Annotated in this window: 11 protein-coding genes; 6 read left to right on the top strand and 5 right to left on the bottom strand. The window is 59.2% G+C overall.

All coding sequences use genetic code 11. The features are described from left to right. Positions 1-161 precede the first annotated feature (161 nt). Entirely contained in the window at positions 162-1,145 is a 984-nt protein-coding gene (locus VBE63_RS13205; protein WP_323683498.1) for an MBL fold metallo-hydrolase, read from the bottom strand. Positions 1,146-1,228: 83 nt separating this feature from the next. Here VBE63_RS13205 and VBE63_RS13200 point away from each other — a divergent pair, with 83 nt between their 5' ends. Beyond that, positions 1,229-3,088, top strand: a complete 1,860-nt coding sequence (locus tag VBE63_RS13200) for a hypothetical protein (protein ID WP_323683497.1) — start codon at positions 1,229-1,231, stop codon at positions 3,086-3,088. On the opposite strand, the gene VBE63_RS13195 is transcribed toward VBE63_RS13200, so the two are convergent. Together VBE63_RS13195 and VBE63_RS13190 are read right to left on the bottom strand one after the other, a co-directional pair. Then, complete coding sequence (locus VBE63_RS13195) at positions 3,066-4,082, bottom strand: phosphotransferase (RefSeq protein ID WP_323683496.1); 1,017 nt, start codon at positions 4,080-4,082, stop codon at positions 3,066-3,068. The two genes, VBE63_RS13200 and VBE63_RS13195, sit on opposite strands and share 23 nt — an antisense overlap. Beyond that, a complete protein-coding gene (locus tag VBE63_RS13190; protein WP_323683495.1) occupies positions 4,079-5,959 on the bottom strand; it encodes a hypothetical protein in 1,881 nt (626 codons plus the stop codon). Before VBE63_RS13190 ends, VBE63_RS13195 begins: the two co-directional genes overlap by 4 nt. Before the next feature lie 176 nt (positions 5,960-6,135). Here VBE63_RS13190 and VBE63_RS13185 point away from each other — a divergent pair, with 176 nt between their 5' ends. The 5 genes from VBE63_RS13185 to VBE63_RS13165 are packed head-to-tail and all read left to right on the top strand — an operon-like array spanning position 6,136 to position 17,984. Next, positions 6,136-7,050, top strand: a complete 915-nt coding sequence (locus VBE63_RS13185; RefSeq protein ID WP_323683494.1) for a hypothetical protein — start codon at positions 6,136-6,138, stop codon at positions 7,048-7,050. Between the two features lie 18 nt (positions 7,051-7,068). Next, the gene (locus tag VBE63_RS13180; RefSeq protein ID WP_323683493.1) at positions 7,069-8,523 is read left to right on the top strand and encodes a phosphatidylglycerol lysyltransferase domain-containing protein; all 1,455 of its coding nucleotides are present in this window, start codon (positions 7,069-7,071) and stop codon (positions 8,521-8,523) included. 15 nt (positions 8,524-8,538) lie between these two features. Further along, on the top strand, positions 8,539-15,504 hold the full coding sequence (locus VBE63_RS13175; RefSeq protein ID WP_323683492.1) for a GNAT family N-acetyltransferase: 6,966 nt from the start codon (positions 8,539-8,541) through the stop codon (positions 15,502-15,504). Next, entirely contained in the window at positions 15,491-16,435 is a 945-nt protein-coding gene (locus tag VBE63_RS13170) for a hypothetical protein (RefSeq protein WP_323683491.1), read from the top strand. Before VBE63_RS13175 ends, VBE63_RS13170 begins: the two co-directional genes overlap by 14 nt. A 40-nt stretch (positions 16,436-16,475) precedes the next feature. Continuing rightward, positions 16,476-17,984 carry an FkbM family methyltransferase gene (locus VBE63_RS13165; protein ID WP_323683490.1) on the top strand — a complete coding sequence of 503 codons (1,509 nt, stop codon included), beginning with the start codon at positions 16,476-16,478 and terminating at the stop codon, positions 17,982-17,984. Here VBE63_RS13165 and VBE63_RS13160 read toward each other — a convergent pair. Beyond that, positions 17,957-19,639 (bottom strand): tetratricopeptide repeat protein, encoded by a 1,683-nt coding sequence (locus VBE63_RS13160; RefSeq protein WP_323683489.1) that lies wholly within the window; start codon positions 19,637-19,639, stop codon positions 17,957-17,959. The genes VBE63_RS13165 and VBE63_RS13160 overlap by 28 nt on opposite strands. 90 nt (positions 19,640-19,729) lie before the next feature. Further along, the coding region (locus tag VBE63_RS13155; protein ID WP_323683488.1) for a hypothetical protein at positions 19,730-20,339 on the bottom strand (610 nt) is incomplete at its 5' end.

Below are 20,339 nucleotides of genomic sequence, written 5' to 3'. Positions count from 1 at the left end.
GTCGCACAGGGTCTTTTCATTGTCGTCTCCAGAGTTTGTCGAACGCGACTGTAACAGCAGCCCGTCATTCACAGGACCACTGGTGGCTGCGGCCACTCACGGCATGGCGGCCGCAGCCCCTTTCACCGTCCGTCAATGCCGCCTCTGCAGAAAAGCCATTCTCAATCGCCAAGCATCTCCTGCTCAAGCGATAAATAAATACCGTAGGCATTGCGCCGATGGGTCGCCGCAAAGGCCGGCAGTTTCTCAAAACGCGACCAGTCCGCAGCCTCGTAGGCCTCGGCAAAGGGGGTCATCTGATCGACCGCATCGGACATCACCTCGCGGGTATAGCGCAGGTAGTCGAGCGTGCTGCTCACCGCCGCGGCCGGTTCGCGCGCTGCCGGGCCATGGCCTGGAATCAGGGCTTGGAGGCCGGCATTGTCCAAGCGCTCAAGCGCTTCCAGCCAACGCCGGGTATCGGCGCTGCCGGTGAAGGGTATGCGTCCCTCGAAGATGAGGTCGCCTGAGATCAGCACCTGATCTGGTCGCACCAGCACCGCGAGATCACCATCGGAATGCGCCGGGCCCAGGTAGCGGATCTCCAGGGTCACATCGCCGAGCCTCAGCTCGGTCTGCTCAACAATCACGCGATCCGGGCGCACCAACCGCGTGTCCTCGTTAACCCAGGGCGACAGCGAGAAGCGTCGCTCCTCGAGCCGCTCTTCGGCGGTCGGCGCATCCAAGTAATCCTGAAACCCGCCGGGCGCAATAATCTCTGCGCCCAGATCCTCGAAGACCTGGAGGCCGTAGATATGATCCGCGTGGTAATGGGTGACGATCACCGCCTTGATCGGCTGGTCGGTCAGACCACGAATCTCCTCCAAGAAGCGTTGCCCCAATGATGGCGAACCGAGCGCATCGACGACGATCACGCCTTGGTCGGTCAGGATCGCCGCTGCATTAGAGATAAAGCCCTTGTTGTCGGTCGCCATGCCCGGCATGCCCTGAGCGTAGTAGACGTGCTCGGAGACCCGCTTCAGCGACATCTCGATATCGATCGGCACTGGCTCGGCGGTCGCGAGCACAGCCATGGGCAACAGCAGCAAGCTGAGGATCGATTGACGGCAGGCAGCAACGAATCTCGGGATCGGTAGGTGGTACATTGTTCGCTCTCGTTTTGATGGTTTGCGAGCGCAGGATGCGGCCTAGACCCATCTGCAGCAAGCCGCCAGCGGAAGCCCTACTCATGAGCCCGAGACGTTTACAACTTGACCCGGCGGACTTCCAGGCCCCCGAGAAACGGATGCCGCAGTATCGGCCAACCGCCGGTGACAACGCCCTGCTCGAACACCTGACATCAACAATCCGCCGGGCTAGGGAGCATCCTGACCTCGCCGAAACCGATGCGCGCTTTGCAGCCTCAAGCTTTCCCCAGCGGTTCATCCGGCTCATCCTCGTACTCTACGCCCCAGGCCACAGCCGCATTCTCATCAGTCGCGGCGCCAACAAGGAGCAGCCCATCCGCTGCTCCGAGGTCTTTGGTCGACTGTTGCGCCATCCACGTCTTGCGCTGCTGGCCAGGGCGGATTTCCGCCTGCAAATCGACTTCATCACCAGCCCACCGCAGCCTGTCGATCTCTACAGTGTCGGCATGGGTCCGCAAGGCGAGCGCCATTTTGAGATTGGCCTCGAAGGCCTGCTGTTCCGGGACGCCCAGGGCAAACTGCAGTTGTTCTTGCCTGGCGATGCCTATGTACGCTCGATCATGGGCATGCGCCAACTGCGTGACTATCTGCACCAGTCGCACGCCGAGGAATACCTGCGCGGCACCCAGATCGCGCGCTTCCAGAGCGAAAGCTATCTGTCCTCCGGGGATCAGTGGCTGCGCCTCTATCGCGGCTATCCATTGGTTGGTGCTCTCAGTAAAGCCAAAGTGGAACAAGCGCTGCAACTCGCCATCGACCACATCAAGCAGACCCAGCAGCCAGACGGGCGCTTTCTCTACTACTACGATGCCGCGCGCGACTCCCGCCGCGACCATGAACACCCTGGACGCGATCCGAATAAAAACCCCTTCTACAACATCCTCAGACACGCCGGCGGTGGGCTCACCTGCCTTTACCACGAAAAGTACCGTCACACCGGAGACACCCTGACGCACCTTGTGTCTGCCCTTGACTACCTCGTCGCCAGCACCCGCTATCAGGACTATCAGGGCCGCACCGGCGCCTTCATCTACAGCGAAAAGAAGGCGAAACTTGGCGGCACTGGCGTCGCACTCTATCTCGCTTGCGAATACCAACTGCTGAGCGACGACAGCCGTTATGCGCACTGGTGCCATCAACTTGCCTGGCACCTCTTGAATCAGATCACCGAAACTGGCGAGTTCATTTACTACAACATCTACCTCGACCGCAGCATCACGCCCGCCGAAAACCACAAGTATTTTTCTTTCTATTACCCAGGAGAAGCCGTCTGCGGCCTCGCCAAGTATCTACATCTGGCCGCGCCGGAGGACCGCGACCCCTTTTTCATCAGGCTGCGCAAAGCGCTTCATTACCTGCTGGTGATCCGCCCAAGCGAGCGGGCGAGCGAATACACCGCCGTCCCCTCCGACTCATGGCTGATGATGGGCATCATGGAATTGTGGGATTTTCCACAGATGCGCGATGCGTCTTATGCCGATTTCGTCTTTGCCGACGCGCAAACCATGGTCGATCAGCTCTACCGGGTGAACAATGCCCCCTACCCTGATTATGCGGGCGCCTTTTATTACCACTTCGGTGACTATCCCTACTCGGATGGCGCGCGTTGCGAAGGTCTGCTCGGCGCCTACGAATTAGCGGTCAAAATGGGTGAAGACGCACTCGCTGCTGACCTCTGGAACGCACTGCAGCTCGCCGCCTGGTCAGTGATGCATCTGGTCAACACCCCAGATGCCCTCTATGCCGCTCCCAATCCCAAGCTCGCGCTGGGTGGCATTCGCTTCAAATACACCCGGCAATGGTTTCGCATCGACACCATCCAGCATGTCGCCTGCTTCTACGCCAAACTACTGCCGCATTGGAGCACAGCGCCAGCGGCTAATCGAGCGATTGCATACTAGCCGCGGCAAGGTTGTCGAGGACAAGCGCGGCAGCACGCGTGCCGGGCGCGGCCAAGAGTCTCGAGCAACGGCGGGTCCATCCATTCACCCTTGGGTCGATCTCGCCCGAGCGCATGCCGTTTCGCCAGTAGATCAGAGCCTTGTCAAGCGCGCAGGCAGCCTCCCAAAGCTGAACCCGAGCGCGGGCCTGCTCCAATTCAGCAACCGCATGGCCATCGAAGCAGGTTTCTAGGAACGTCGCGCGGGCCGCGCCTTGCAAACGCGTACGCAAGCAAACGTTGGCGATGTCCTGATGTGGATCACCAGCGGTCGATGTCTCCCAATCGATTAGATAGACCCGGTTGCCGTCGTCGATGATGTTCCCCGGCACGAGATCGCCGTGACAGGGCGCCAATGGCGGTGCGGTTCGCTCCAGGGTCGCCAGCATCGGTTCCAGTGCCCTGGCGATCGTCGGCAAGCCAGCGGCATGACGGCGCGCCGCAGCCGCATCGGTAGCGACCTGCGCGACGCGGCGACGAATGCGGCGAAGAATGTCCGTGCCCTGATCGAAAGGGGCCGTTTCACGATGCAGCTTGCCGAGACAACGACCCATCCGCGCAGCCGCTGCGGGGTCAAGCTTCCCCGGCTCAGGATGTTGGCCAGGCACGAAGGGCAACACCAGCAGACCATCCGCTGGATCGGCGAGCAAAGGGGTTGGCGTGACACCAGCCTCTGCAGCCGCAGCTTGGTGATGCCGTTCGCGGGCATGTCGTGCCGAGGTCTTCCCGGAGACCTTCGCCGCGACTCGCGGCAAGCGGATGACAACAGTCTTCCCCGCGTAGCGCGCAAAGCGCACTGGGTTACGCGCTCCTTGGGTTGGCGGCGCCAATAGCTCGAATTGATCCAACCGCCAACCAAGCCCTGACAGACGCTCCCAGACATCCGCAAGATCAGCAGGGAGTTCGCTCAGAGAGACTCTGCCCAGGGACGCTCTGCTCAGCAAGGCTCCGCTCATTGGCGCTTGACCTCAGCGAGCGGCACGCGTCCATCCAGCAACATCTTCAGGTAGAAGGCACAGACATGCTGAATGGTATCGATGCGAAACCATTGCCGGGTGTATTTGAAGCGAATGCCGCCCAGCGCGACACTTGGGTTGGCAGCGAAGTAAATCGACTCTGGCGTATTGACCAGATGCATGGTCGCCCAGGCCAGTAGCCGGAGTGCTCGGCCATACAGGGCGATGCGCTGGCGGTCTCCCACCTTGTGCGCCAAGGTAAAGGCGCCCATCAGCCCTTCGGCCCGTGCGCCATCGGCATAGGGATACTCACCAAACTCGTAAAAGAAGGCACCTGCATAATCCGGGTAAGGCGCATCCTCGACCGTATACATCTGGCGCACCATGGCATCGGCATCCGCGAAGACGAAATCCCGGTAGAGGTCGCGACGAAAGGCCGGCTCATCCCAAAACTCCATGATCGCCATCATCAGCCAGGCATCCGAGGGCAAGGCTCGATACTCCTGCGCCCGGGTGCGTGGGCGCTCGAGGATGAGAAACCGCAGTGCGCGATGCACCGCCGTCAGAATACGCGCCTTCTCGGCCGCGTCGTCCAAGATGTGCAGACAGTAGCCCGCCAAGCCGCACAGTGCTTCGCCGGGGTAGTAGAAGGAAAAGTAGTCTTGGTTATCGGCCTTGCTAACCTCACGGTCGAGATAGACCTTGTAATAGATGAACTCACCGCTCTCCATGATCTGCTCGACAAGATGATTCGCGAGCAGCCGCGCGGCCTCATCGTAGCGGTTGTCTCCCGTTAGCCGACGATGCTCAGCGATGGCATAGAGCCCAACGCCGCTGCCGCCGAGCTTGCCCTTACGGTTGTAATAGATAAAGTGCGCCGGCCTGCCATCAGACGTCTCATAAGGCCGAGCCTGGGCGAGCACATAGTCGATGGCGCGTTGCATGGGTGCTAGCGCCCGGCCATGCCCGGTCAGGCGCCCATGGTAAAGCCCCGTCAGAATGCCGCCACTGTGGCGAACGATATTGTAAAAGGGGTTGCCGTCAGGATCACGGCCCGGATGCTCGTGGTCGCGACGGCTGTCCAGCGCGGCATCATAGTAGTAGAGAAAGCGGCCATCCTGTTGCTGATGGCGCAGAATATGGTCAATCGCCAGCTCGGTCGCTTCCACCAACCGCTTGCGCGTGAGCGGACCATTCAGTGGATGACCACGCCACAACCGTACCCAACGGTCGCGAACGCTGATGAAGCTTTGGCTGGTGAAGCGTGCGAACCTGCAGCGATCGAGCACCCCTTTGCCGTACAGACCTGTCAAGCGCCCCCGTAACTGCTTCATACTCATGTAGGAGTGCACATAGGCATCGCCTGGCAGCACATAGACGCGCCGACCCTCAGGCTCTAGCACCAATCCATCAAGACCGATTTCAAAATGCAGGGCGCCACTCCTCGTCATGCCGATTTCACGGAGATCGCAAGGCACCGGCGGCTCGATGATGATATCCAGCTGAATACGGCAGCGCTCAGGATCACCGACCGCAAACTCACCGATGCGCGGATGCTGCTTCAGGGCGGCCAGCGCCTGCCTCAGGGCTTTGGAGAGCGCCCCATCGCCTCGGCGCACCACCAGCAAACGTCGTTCACCCGCTTGGTAGAGGACCAGTGCCACCCGATCGCAGGCTTGGGGCAACCCTGCCGCACGGGCGACTGCCGAACGAAGCCCCTCCCAGTCCGGAGCAGCCGCACACAGCGAATCACGCATGACACTGAGTAATGCGGCATCACCAGGCGCCGGATTGTATTGAGGCAGACGACTCTCTGGCGCCTCCAGCACTCCAGCAGGATAATCGGGTACCCTGGCGACTGTGGCGAAAACGGTCATCGGATGCGTTCCTCCTGTTCCTAGAACAGCCTGTTGAAGGGTTCTAACTCAGGGAAGGATAGCGTCCAAGGCTGATCTTGAAGGCCGCAGGGTCTTTCTGTGATCCAGTTCCTTGGTACAGGCTGTGGATAGACATATGCTTTAAGGGGTTATCAAATCGCCGCCAGGAGCAACAGATGAACAGCCGCAACGAGCGCATCAAGAAAAAGACTTGCCGAACCAGCACGAAAGTTGGTGGCATCTCTGTATCAGCCCTAGGAGCAACCGCGCTAGCGCTGCTCCTGACCACAACGGGAGCCCTTGCCGGCCCAGTAACGGATCACACCCAGGTCGGAACTGTTGAGATTGGCTTTCCTTCGTTTAATGAGCTTTTTACAGCTGGGTATGATTCGTTTACCTTTCATTTCAACAAGGGAGATTTCAGCCGACGCCAGCAAGTCGCAGCGGGTGCTTTTGGCGGCGAGGCCAAAGCCGTTGAGAACGATCCGTTCGACCCATCAACCCTTTATCGCTCTCAAGATGATGTCATCTTTTACTGTGTTGATCTTTTTAGCGACCTGAATTACAACAATGGCTTCCATCGCTATACCGTACTCGCTCTTGATGACGACACCCAGGTAGAAAGCAGTCATGGCAGCCAAGTTATAACGCGCGATTTCGGCAATGTCCTCACTTTTCTGGGCGCACTTAATTTGGTGCTAGCCGAAAACTACGGATTGACTCATGGCGAACAAAATTGGCTCAACCCTACGACAGGTTGGATGAGTGGCGCGATCCAGGCCGGAATCTGGGAGAGCCTTTATGACTTCGACAACGGCATGGACATCAACGACGGCTTTTTCAAGGTATCCGGTACGGGCAGTGGCAGTCACAAGTTGAGCAAATCAGGCGCCAATCTGCTCAGCGCCACCTTTAGCAGGATGGAAAGCGCACCCTCACTGGACAACCGTCTAGTCCACTGGTTTCACATAGACAATGGGCAGGATATCATTGGAGACCCCATCCAGGTGCCGGCCCCTGGAAGCCTTATCTTGCTGTTGGGCGGGCTGATCATGCTGGTCAATGCTAGTCGCGTTCGCGGCCATGGCTAACACCCGTATTCGAGGCCAGTGATCGACCCACTGCTCGGCGATCTCCACCCCCTGCAGTTGGTCGATTTGCCGCGATTCAAGCAGGCCATCGCGGACGGACAACAGCAGGGGTGGAATTTTTACTTTCCCTATCTGCTGTTTGTCCGTCTTGGCTCCCAAAGCACGCGTTACCTTTGGCAAGAGATCAATGGCTCGCTCTGCCTGTTTCGGCATCGGTATGGCCGAAAGCGTCGCCTTGACCTCGCCTTTCCGCCAGTTCCCTATCAGGAAACAGCCCTGCAACGTGCCTTGGAGCGTATCACTGATTTCAATCAGGGGCGCAACGCTAGGATCTATTTCATCGACGAACAGGACATGCCGCACCTGCGGGCGCTGAACGACTGGCGCCTGTCCAAGCGCAACCCTCAGTATCTGTACTCGCCTCAAGACCTGGAGCAGCTTGCCGGCTCCCAGTTTCGGCATTTGCGGCGCAACATCGGCACCGCCAAGCGGCAGGCGGAGATCGCCATCCAAGCCTATGGACCCGAGCATGCCCGGCCCTGCCGGCAGTTGCTTGACGCTTGGGAAACGCGCAAGGAAAACACCTCCGAGGGCCTGTATCTGCAACGCCGCTATGCGCTCAATGCCTTCCACTTCGCCCCGCAGATGCATGACCGGGATTTGCAGGGGTTTGTTTATCGGGTCGATGGACAGGTCCGCGCCTTTACCTTTGGCGGAGAGATTCGCCCCAGCCTTGGCTGCCTGATGCTGGCCATCGCCGACCCCGATATCAATTGCCTGAGCTATCTCATACGCCAACATTTCTTCGCGAACATGCGCGAATGCGACATCGTTAATGATGGCTCGGATGGCGGACAGAACGGGCTTCGGGAGATGAAACAACGCTTTCGTCCCTATGGCTTTCATACCCCCTATACCGCGAAACAGGTCACTCGGCGGAGCGCCCGGATAACCCGTCCCAGGCGCGAACAATCCGTCGAGCACTCGATTCCAGCCGCCATCACAAATGCCAAGACGATCCATGATGCTGCGAACGCCTACCCACGGGCGCGTTATGAGCTTCGTCCCTCACGCCTGCTGCCGGATCAAGTCGGGCTCTTCGCCTTGGTTGCATTCCCGGCTAAAACGATCATCATTCCTCATCAGCACTTTGATGAAACCCGATTGATTACCTGGGAGGCGCTGGAAACCCTGGATCAGGCAACGCGTTTCAAGCTTGTGCAATACTGCTTTAAAAATAAGAAGGGATTATATGCCCCAAAGGACATCAATCGTATCGGCATCTGCTATTTTATCAATCATAGCTGCGACCCAAATCTGTCATGCAACGAAAAAGGCGACTTCATCGCACGACGCGACGTTCAAGCCGGCGAGGAATTGACCGCCGATCTTGAGAAAAACATGAAGAAAACCTATTCCGAATTCATCTGCGCCTGCCAATCGCCCAACTGTCGCAAAATCATCCGGATTTGACCAGCATTCATCGATATGCATCGGCATCTGGGCAACCCCAAGCGCAAGCCACCAACACCTGATCAAATCAGCAGTAAGGGGGGCTGCCTGGGTATGGATGCCGTCACGCCCTGCCTCCGCCCGCCGGACGAGGAGCTCCGGGTCGTCGCCGTCACTGATCCCGCGGAACTGGATGCGCATGCCGCCGCCTGGGATCGGTTAATCCAGAGTTGCCCTGTTGCCTACCCCAGCCAAAGCCATGGCTGGCTGAAGGCTTTTTACCGCTACAAGCTCGACCCCGAGGAACAGATGCTCTGCCTGTTCGTCTATCAGGGCGCGAGGCTGGTCGGCGTCTTGCCCTTGGTCGGCGGATTTCGCGCCCATGGGCTGGGCCGCGCGGGTCACCACTATCGGGTTCCCTGGCATGATTACCACACGGTTCGCGTCGATCTGCTGACAGCCTCCAACCCCGCCTCGATTCTACGCGCCTGCCTGCGGCATTTGTCCGCGACCGGCTCCGGGCCTCCGATCATCCGCTGGCGCAAGGTGCCTGCCACCTCACCCACCCTAACCGCGTTCCAAGAAGGCCTAGAGGATCTCGGTCTGCTCTATCGCTCATCCGGACTGGAGCACCGCTTGTCCCTGCCCACTGACTTCGATGCCTTTCTCGGCGGCCTGGACAGCAAGTTTCGTCGCGAGTTGTTGCGCCAGGAGCGCCGGCTCAAGGAACGTGCTTTGACGGCGTATCGGCTCCGCGAAGCGTCCCGCGGCGTCGAGGAGAATCTCGCCCGCTTCATGGCGGTGGAGCACAGCGGCTGGAAAGGCGAGCGCGGCGGTTCGATCCAGGCATTACCCAATGACCCGCCCCTCTACCTCGCCGCGGGACAGGCGTTCGCCGCCAATGGTTGGCTGGAGTGGAATTTCCTGGAGGCGGATGGGCAGGAAATCGCGGCCCAATTTGCCGTGCGCCTGAATGGCATGCTGTTTTTATGGAAGGTTGGCTATCGCGAGTCGTTCGCCAACTGCGCCCCCGGCCATCTGCTGTTCCTGCGCGCCCTGGAGCAAACGTTTACCCAGGGGGATGTCAAGACCGTCAACTTCATGGCTCACCGTCACTGGCTGCGGGTCTGGGGGGTCAAGGAACACCCGGTTTACAACCTAATCGTCTATTCCAGAGAATGGCCGCCGGCGCGACTGGCGACCATGCTCGAGGCGACCCAGGCCGCCGGTTACAGCTCCTGGGAAGAACAGGGGAACGAATACCTGGATCAACGACAGGATGCACATCGAAATGGCGTCGCGTCCTTGCCGCAACGCGCCGCGCCGGAGCCCCCCGATGACAGCAAGCGCTCGGATCGAGCTTTAGTGATCTGGGCCGGAGATATGAATCTCGGTCGTCGGCAGCACTACCGCATGGCCGAGATCGGCGCGGAACAGGTATTGGGCGGCATTGCGATCTTGCGCAATGTCGATCTGCGCATCGCCAATCTGGAATGCGTGGTTGCCACCTGTGGGGAACAGGGCAGCAAGGGCAGCCGCAACGCGCCCTATTATTATCGCGCGCGGCCCGAGATGCTGCGCATCCTGACCAGCGCGGGTATCGACCTGGTCGCCACGGCCAACAACCACAGCGGGGATTACGGAGCCGAGGCCCTGCTGGAACAAGGCCGCTGGCTCGACGCTGTCGGCATTGGCCAGGCCGGCACTGGCGTGAATCTGGACGCCGCCTTGCGACCGGTGCTCCGCCGCGCCGGGAATCTGAATGTCGCGCTGTTCAGCCTGGATGCCACGACCCCCCGGTTCGCCGCCACGGCGGACAGCCCGGGCGGCGCCTATCTTGACGCCAACCGGCCAGACCTCTGGTTCGAGACTCTGGCACCGCGCATCGCTGCGATCCGCGAGCGCGCCCAGGTGGTGCTGGTGGCGGTGCACTGGGGTCGCAATCATCGCGAACAACCGACCGCGCAAACCCGAGCCCTTGGCCGGGCCATCCTAGACGCCGGCGCGGATGCGGTGCTGGGCGCCAGTGCGCACTGGTTTCAGGGCGTCGAGATCCATCGGCAGCGTCCGATCCTCTATGATGCGGGCAACCTGCTGTTCGACTCCCTGCGCGACAACCTGCATCGCGGCGGCCTATTCGTGCTGAACCTGAGCCACGCGGGCGTGGAAGGCATCCGGTTTATCCCCATCGGTGTCGGCTTTGGCTACTCGGTCCAACGCTCGGGGAGCGAGGCCCGTAAGGCGCTAGCGCAGTTCCGTGAACGCTGCACTGACCTTGGAACCCCGGTCTTCGCGGACGCCGACCACAGCGGCCTGATTCAACTCTCCCCGCCCCAGCGCGCCACGCCAGCGGCCATGCCGCCGGCCCCCTACAGCCGCTACGACCTCAGCGTGCTCGATCAGGCTTGCGCGTCGCCTACCATGCCGGGGACAGTGGCTGAGGTTCCCGAAGCGGCTCGTATCGAGGCGGTTCATCTTGGCCCCCTGACGCTGCTTGGACTATCGGTCAGGCCGCGCGCCATCAGCCATCGGCAACTGCTTTGGGTGGATAGCTATTGGCGTTGCGAGGCACCGATTGACGAGGACATCCGTCTGAATATTCGCGCGGTGCCAATCCAGCCTAGCCGCATGCCGGCCTGGGGCAAGTGCATGGAGCATGATCCCGGCGATTGGCTGGCGCCGACCAGCCGCTGGCCGCCGGGCGTGATCGTCCGCGACCTTTACGGTCTGCGCGCACCGCCGCTGTCTGAGATGGACAATGTAGACTTGCGCATCGAGATCGGCATGCTTTCCCGGCAGCATCCGCAGGTGCCGCTCTATCTCGGCCCGCTGGTGCGCCTAGCGATCCCGGAGTTGGGCGCTCCGCCCGCCGCCACCGCCGCTACCACTGCCGCCCCCCTGTATCGAACGGCATTTCCTGCCCTGGTCAATACCTGCCAGCCAGGCCAAACTTGGACCGCGACTCAGCTCCAGGCGGTCACTGGTGGTACCTGGCTGGTGCCGCCGCCCGCTGGCTGGTTCATTCGTTCCGCGGCCTATCAGCGTTCCCACATCCAGCGACTGCCAGCGCCGTTTTTCTTCGTCGCGCACGAGCTGTCGCAACGCCTGCACCATGCGCAATCCACGCGGCCCAAGCGGGACTATGATCGGCATCGGGATCTGCCAGCACTGGCGCCGCGCCTGGCCGGCGCCATGGTCTCCCGGCCGGTTGCGGGACTGCCAGCGGATTTCCCGCTGTTGCAGGTTCCTGATCCGATCCAGTCGCTAATGGACTTGGGCCTGGCCGCCCGACAACGCTATGCTGGTCATCTCGTGGCGGTGACCGGGACCGCGGGCAAGTCCAGCGTCGTGGCCATGCTCCAGCATCTCTTGACCTCGCTGTGCGACTGCCAGGCCGCTGTCAGGCCGCCTATTTTGGCCACGCAGGCTAACTACAATACCCGTATCGATGCACTGGCCATCTTGGCCAACCTGCATCCCGAGCAGGCCGCCGCCGTTGTCGAAATCGCGCAGAGCGCGCTTTGGATGAAGCGCGGGCCGGTGACCCGCCTGATCCATCCAACCATTTCCGTAATCACGGAAATCGGTATCTCCCAATCCGACCGACGGGTCACTGCGGTCGCGGACACCGCGCGCTGGAAGTCACGCATTGTCGACGGACTGGTCGATCCAGCCGTAGCCGTGATCGGCGAGCATCTCCCGTATTTCGAGGATGTCCGCCGCAAGGCCGCGCGCCACGCCAAGGACATCATGCTGTTCGGCGAGAGCCGGCAGGCCCAAGTGCGGCTGCGTGCTTTGGAGCCTGTTGACTCGCCTAGCGGCCCGTCGCAACGCCTGATCATCGACACACCACGGGGCCGGATTGACTTCCGCCTGCCCTTGCCGAGCCAGGGCATGGCACGTAATGCCTTGGCCGCCCTGGCGGTGATCCTGGCGATGGACCTGGACGTTGCCGCCGCCGCAAAGGCGTTGGAAACGATCACCTTGGGCGAGGGCTGTCTGCGCCAGCAGGCCATCAGGTTGCGTCATGGCGTCGTGACCCTGATCGATGATAGCTACAATGCCACGGTGACCTCGATGCGCAATGCCTTGCAAGTCTTGGCCGCCGCTCGACCCGAGCGCGGACGCAAGGTCGCGGTTCTGGGTCGCATCGTGCACCTCGGTAACCTGGCTCAATCCCTGCACGAGGATCTCGCGCAGCCCTTGTTGGAGACCGGGGTCGCGCTAGTGATGACCCATGGACCGGAGATGCGCTATCTCAGGGCCAAGCTACCCGCCGAGCTGCTAGGCCCGCATTGCACCCAGGCTCAAGAGGTAGTTCGCCACCTGCATGAGCTTACCCAGCCCGACGACCTGATTCTGCTCAAGGGCTCGCGTCGAGAATCGGACTTTGGCGAGATCTCGCGCCTGCTTCTTGCTGCTGAATCTGATCCCCCGCCCAATGCCAAGCTCGATGACAAGCCCCATGAAAAGCCCCATGCCAAGTCGCGAGAGAGCTTGCGGGACGCTGGGCCAAGGGCTGCCAGGTCAGGGAAGACCGAGCCGACGGTGACCGGGACGAAAGCGTTCTCTGGCACCACCGAGTCTGGTCCAGCAAGCTTGTCACCTCCGCCGCCGCCAACGCCGCCGTCGCGCTCTGCCTCATCTCGGTTCGCCTTCACCGAATCGCTACTGATCGAAGCCGCCAAGCGCCGCCAACTGACCATCACCCGCCATCCCGGTGGCGATATCGAGATCGCCGACCAGGGATGCAGCGCAGTCTTTCGACGGAACTCTCCGGATCACTCGATCCTGGCCGCGTCCCTCTGCGCGGATCGGCATCGCGCGAGCAAGCTGCTCGCCTGGCAGGGGCTGCCGACACCAGAGGGTGCGGTCTTTCGTCATCTGGACGCGGCGCAAGCCTATTTTTCGCGGCGTCAAACTGAACACGAGAGCCTCGATTGGCCAGTCTGTGTCAAGCCCGCCATCACCTCGATGGGTCAAGGGATCACCCCGGTGGTGCGGAAGGCGGAGGCCTTGGTGGCGGCCTGGGAGCTGGCGCGCCAGTATCATGAACGGGTTGTGCTGGAGACCGCGCTTGAGGGGCGCATTGTCCGCATTCTGGTCTTGGGCGGACAGGCTCGCGCGGCTTACGAATGCCTGCCCATCGCACTTGAGGGCAATGGCCAGGACCACCTGGCGACCCTGATGCGGGCACGCACGGAGCGCCGATCCACCAATCCCTGGCTGCGCCAATGGCCGGTGGTCCGACAGGAGGTTTTCGCGCAATCGGGATTGGAGCTGGATACTATCCCTGATGCGGGCGCCTTCACCCTGCTATCGCGAGTGACTAGCGTCGCCAATGGCTGCGACACCCTGGTCCTGACCGAGCGGCTACATGCCTCGCTCCGTGAACTAGCAGAACAGGCCGTACACTGCTTTCCCGGCTTACACCTGGCCTGCGTGACCCTGGTCTGCGAGGATCCCGAGCGTGATCGCGCCAGCCAACGGGCACTGATTCTGAAGATCGACGAGCGACCAGCCCTTGCCGACCTGGCATTTCCAGCCTGGGGCCAGGCAGTGGATTTGTCGCTAGATCTGCTGGACCATGCGCTCGACATGGCGCGGCGACGCCGCCCCAGCGAACATCCTCCCTGCATTCGCCCCGCCGCGCCTTTCCAACCGCCAGCCACCAGGCGATTCGCCCTTGACGGGGGCGTGGAAGGACAACTCCTGCGTCACGCCGCGCGCGCGCGCGGATTGCACGCCGAGCGCCGCTCGTCGAAATTGACCCGCATCGCCGACGCCGATCGCGTCTGCCTGTTCTACCAGGGCATGTCGCCGGGTACGCGCGTCGTGGCACGACGCGCCACCAACGGCAACAAGGCATGGATGAAGCAATTACTCCGTGCCGCGGGTCTGCCCACACCGACTGATCAGGTCTTCAGGCCAGAGCAACAGGCTGTGGCCTGGGACGCGCTGCAACGCCGTGGGGTGCCGGTGGTGATCAAGCCCCAGTCAGGCTCCTGGGGGCGCGGCGTGACAACCGAGGTGGTCGAGCGCGAGCAGTTTGAGCAGGCCTGGCGGTTGGCGGTCCAGACCAGGGCCAAGCGCATCCTGATGGAAGATCATGCGCCGGGCCAGCTCTATCGGCTGTTTGTCGTCGGCCATACCCTGGTGGCCGCCGCGCAGGTACTGCCCGCACGGATCATTGGCGATGGCGAACGAAGCATTCAGGCACTGGTCGAGGCGCAAAACCGCGCGCGCGAACAAGACCCCTGTCTAGCTCAGTGTCCCATTATGATCGGCCCCACCGTAAAGCACAGATTAGAAGCACAGGGGCTGACCCAGAATGACGTGCTTGACGCGGGCTACGAGCTGTCACTGGATACCGTGGCCAATATCGGCGTCGGCGGCACCTGCCAGGACGTGACCGACCAGGTCCATCCCGATTTCGCGCCCATCGCCGTGCAAGCCCGCCGGGCGGTGTTCGACCCACCCCATGTTGGGGTCGACCTGATCGCCCAGGAGATTGCCATGTCACCGATGGAGCAGCCCTGGACGATCATTGAGGTCAATACCAACCCTGACTTGAGTATGCATCATTTTCCCACGTCCGGTCAGCCGAGAGATGTGGGTGGCGTCTTGATCGAATCTCTTTTTATGGCGCAAAGGACTAATGATTGCTCCTTTCGGCTAAGGCCATCGACCATCCCTGGCGCTGGTGTTGGCGTGTTCGCGCTCCATGACATTGAACAAGGCACTTTTCTTGCGGTTAAACCGCGAGCAACGGCGGTTGGAAAGACTGTTGCCAAAGCGAAGATTCCAGAGGGTCTTCGCGCATACTGTATTGAAAAGAAGGATGGCAGGTTACGCTGCCCCAAGGAGTTCTCACACATTCATCTCGTTTGGTTCCTGAATCATTCCGAGAAGCCAAACGCAGAGAAAAGAAAAGATGGATTCTACGCCAAGACCAGAATTGATGCGGGCGATGAGATTTTTATCAACTATGAAACCTTATAGTAAACGCTTAACTGGATTCACCGCTACTGGATTCATCACCACTGGGCTAATCGCCACTTGGCTGCTCTTTATCGTCGTCCAATTTCAAATACCACTTTTTGCCGCCGAGAAGACTTCCACCTGGCTGTCATGGAACACGCCGGCGGACAAAAGCCGCTGCCCGGATGACGCAACCTTTGTCTGGGTGGAGCATGAACGAGGCGAGGAATGCATCCGTTATTTTCCCGGTGCTGATATCCGCGACGCTCCTGTCGTCATTGCCCAATTCTATGGCGACCGGGATCGGGTGATGCGCAAGCCCCCAGATGAGATCCGCAATAACAGCCGCGCGTCCCAGGAAGGCTATGCCCGGCGGCAGACTGACAGGGCGGGGGTTCCCGTCGTGGTCGTGGCTCGCCCTGGCACCTATGGCTCCTCGGGCGACCACCGCCAGCGCCGCCAGCCAAAAGAATTCGTCTCGCTCGATAGGGCCTTGGACCGGATCAAGGAGCGCTACGGCATCCAGCGTTTCGTCTTATCTGGCCATAGCGGTGGCGCCACCGCCGCCGCCGCTCTGCTCACCTTAGGGCGTACCGATGTCCGCTGCGCGGTCTTGAGCTCAGGTGCCTACGACTTGCTTGAACGGGCCCGAATGCTGCGCGAAGCCAAGGGGCGTCGCCCTCGATCAGGATTTGACACCACTGGGCTGGCCAATCCCTACGATCCACTGGATCAGGTTCAGGGCATCGCCGATGATCCAGAGCGCCTGATCATGATCCTGGGCAACCCCGAGGACAGTGTTACGCCCTTCAGCCTGCAGCAGACGTTTGCCAAGGCATTGGAGGCGGCTGGACATCGAGTTCAGGTCAACATCCATCCCGCTCGAGCACCAACATTCCATAACCTGATTGGGCATGTTGCGATTAAAACCGCAGGGCAATGCGCAAGATAGCCAACAGGGCTTTTCATCTCTATCTTGAGGCTGATTCAAAATGCGAAAGGGCTTTTTTAACTTGTTCTCATCCAACGTAAAGTCAGATAAAGCCATCAAGGTTGACGGCGAGCACAAACGGCAGACGGCAAGTGACAAGACGCTTTTACGATCATATTGGCCACAGACAACTGCCGATGGAGTTGCTGGAAAAATCGAGGTGTTACGACCCAAGCCATCACCCAAACCCTTGATCAGAATAGGTGGAAATGGAGATGGAGCCTATTTGTTGCCGGACGATCTTGAAGGGATTAGCGCTTGCTTCTCACCAGGCGTCAACAATCGAAAAGACTTCGAAGATGAGCTCTGCGAGCACTATGCCATCGCATGCCATCTGTGCGATTACTCGAGCTCCGTCGACAAACTCAAAACCCCATTAAAAACGGGGCAGACGTTCAAGAGAAAATGGTTAGCACCAGAAAGCCATATTAATAACATTTCACTTGCGGACTGGGTAGAAGAGCTTGCACCGCAAGCCGATGCGGACTTGATCTTGCAAATGGATATTGAGGGCGCGGAATACAACAACCTCATCAACACAGCCGAATCGACACTACGGCGCTTTCGCATCATTGTCATCGAGCTGCACGAGCTTCAAGTCTGCCAGCAGCCGGAAGACTTCAACAAAACATTAGGCCCTGTCCTGCAATTACTCGACCAGCACTTTATTTGCGTCCACGCACGCGCGAATAATTGCTGCGGTGAGTTTATCCTGCACGATTCGCCGCTAAATCTTCCGAATGTGATCGAGTTGACATTTCTGCGGCGCGATCGTTGGCAGGGAATTGATGAAAAGGCATTGCAGCCACCGTTACTTCCACATCCGCTCGATATCGCGGCAAACGTCCCTACCAAACAACCGCTTTTTCTCAATGAGCATTGGTTCGAATCTGGAGAACGGCCTGCCGCTTCAACCATCAAGTTACTGAGCGACCAGGTGAACTACCTATCTCGAGCACTCAAGCAGGCACAAAGGCCACCCAAGCAAAAGCCACCAAAGCGTTCAGAAAACGCAAACGACCTGTACCGGTTGGCGCAATACACGGCCTCTGCGCTGCCGATGCTGCACCCGAAGCCAACAGATGAGCATTTGATGGAGCTTGCCAAAGGAAAATCTTTCAGCCTCAGCTCAAGACATGCCACGAGCCCAAAAGCGAGGGTTGTGAATGATCAACAGCCTTACTTCTTTCATACTCGCGAGGAAACACATCCGTTCATCACCATTGATCTCGAAGCTGAGCACAGACTCTTCGAATTAAGGATAAAAAACCGTTCTGACATCTGCCGGGATCGTGCGCGCTTTTTGTTCTATACCACACACCATGAGCCTGCTCCGAGCATCTTGCAAGGCTTTCCTATTGCGGTAGACGAGGCCTTCTTGACTCAGCCGAATGCCATCAGTATGACCGAGCTTCGGGGTTGTGTAGCACGTTATCTCAGCATTTTCTCGTCGGACTCAACCTTCCTTCATTTTTCGATGATTCAAATCATGGGTTCAACGATCGAGTGATTGAATGTTTGGGAAGCCCGATCCCAAATTGCGCGATAAGCTGCCTCTAATTTGGCCACAAAGCCTTTGTGGTCAAGAAGAGGCGAAGAGCGCATTGCTGGCCGAAGCGATTGGCGTAACATCACTAATGCATCAAGATCCTTCGCCAGACCTGTCGCGATCCTGACATAGTCATCGATATCCTGGGCGATCAGCCGTTGCAAGCCAAGCTGCATCAGTAAACTGGCGCCTACGCGCGCCGCGTGCCGATCACCAGCGAGGCTCACCATGGGCACACCCATATAGAGTGCCTGGCAGGATGTCGTCGTGCCGTTGTACGGAAATGGGTCGAGTGCAATATCGATTCTGCGGTACAAGCCAAGATGCTCAGTACGCGACGGCACCTGCCCCATGATCTCGATTCTTGCAGCATCGTCTAAGCCTGCGGCAACAAAGCGTTCGATTGCCCTTGCCTTCTCGCCCTCTTCTTCAAGGCCGCCTGTTTTAAGCAACAGCCGTGAGCCCGCAGTGTTCATCAAGATGGCGGTCCAGGTCTCGATCGTCGGCTGTGTGAGCTTAGAATATTTATTAAATGAACCAAAAGTGATGAATCCGCTTGCAGAAGCAGGTGTTGGTTCAACCGGAGGACAGCCTGAAGGCGGTTCAAAGGTCAAAAACACAGGATCAATTCTGACCAAGGACTCGGAAAACCAATGATCCGCAGCTCCACAGGGATCTGAAACAGTATCGGTTATTCGATAATCAACAGTTGAAAGACCAGTCGAATTCGGATAGCCAAGATAGGTGACTTGCACTGGCGCAGGCTTCAGAGCCAGCACATCCAGTCGATTCCCGGAAGTATGACCTGCAAGATCCACTAGAATATCGACATCATCTGCCAATATCAGCTCGGCGACATCGGCTGCACGCAGGTCATGAACCTCTCTCCAATCATCAACCATGCTTTTTATTCTTGCCGTTACGCCATCTGCGATGCTGTTGGCATAATAACCAATAATATGGTAGCGCGCATGATCATGATGCGCCAAGATTGGTTGGATAAAATACGCGACTGGATGCGACCTGAAGTCGGGTGAAAGATAACCAATGGTCAAACGCTTTCTTTTGTTCAGCTTGGCAGGCAAAAAGCGGCGGGGCTGGCGATTAGTGAAATAGCGCTCTCCCCATCGGCGATGCTCCTCGGCAATCGTTTTGGCGGACACCTCAGAACTAAAATTCAAAGCCAATAAAAGACGGCTATGGATGGAGCGGCTTGGCTGTATCGCTAATGCGCTTCGATAGGCGTCTATGGCGCCATCTAAATCACCGAGCAGTCTTAGCGCATTACCCAGGGCGCGATGTGCGCGTGCATAACAAGGGTTTCGCTCAAGCGCATCCCGATAGATCAAGCACGCGAGACGAAGAGATCCTGACTCGAAATACTGGCTCCCAACGAGAAAAAGGACTTCAGCCTCATTCTCCCCATCCGCCGTTAGCGTTGTCAAAAAAGAACGCTTCTCTTCGTTGCTGACCAAGTTCGACAAGAACGCATGAAGCTGTCGATAAGACGGCTTATCAACGAGCAGGGAGCAGATTTTGTTTTTTTCAAAATCCGCCTGCTCGCCTTTTCGCCAAGCAGTCATCAGCTTTGTCAAAAGGCCATCCAATTCACCCATGCATGATGCCTTCTTTCCCGTACCTCTCTTGCTCTGAACCTATGTTACCGCACCCACTAGTTCAAACGCGGTTCGTCAGACTTTCGAGGGCTATGTGCTTTCATCCCCGCCAACATCCTCCATCCCATCGAGATCTGATTCGATTAATTCAGACTCTTCATCAAAAAGCTCTGACATATCGTCAAACCCCTCGTCTAGCTCTTCTTCAAAAACAAAGACCTCTAGCTCGTCATAGTCGGCATCGCCATCGGAGTCGTCGTCACTAGGGCCGTTGGCATCCGAGTCGCTGTCAGCATCTGAGTCGTTGTCGGCATCGCTGTCGCCATCGGCATCCGAGTCGCCGTCGGCATCGCTGTCGCCATCGGCATCGCTGTCGCTATCGGCATCCGAGTCGCCGTCGGCATCACTGTCGCTATCGGCATCCGAGTCACCGTCGGCATCGCTGTCGCTATCGGCATCGGAGTCGCTATCGGCATCGGAGTCGCCATCGGCATCCGAGTCGCCATCGGCATCGGAGTCGCCGTCGGCATCGCTGTCGCTATCAGCGTCCGAGTCACCGTCGGCATCGCTGTCGTCATCAGCGTCCGAGTCGCTATCAGCGTCCGAGTCACCGTCGGCATCGCTGTCGTCATCAGCGTCCGAGTCGCCATCGGCATCCGAATCACCATCGGCATCCGAGTCGCCATCGGCATCGGAGTCG

The organism is Lamprobacter sp. (assembly GCF_034860625.1).
In the GTDB taxonomy this organism is placed as follows: Bacteria; Pseudomonadota; Gammaproteobacteria; order Chromatiales; family Chromatiaceae; genus Lamprobacter.
The sequence above is the reverse complement of the archived record's forward strand: the minus strand, read 5'-3'. Positions and strand labels throughout refer to the sequence as shown.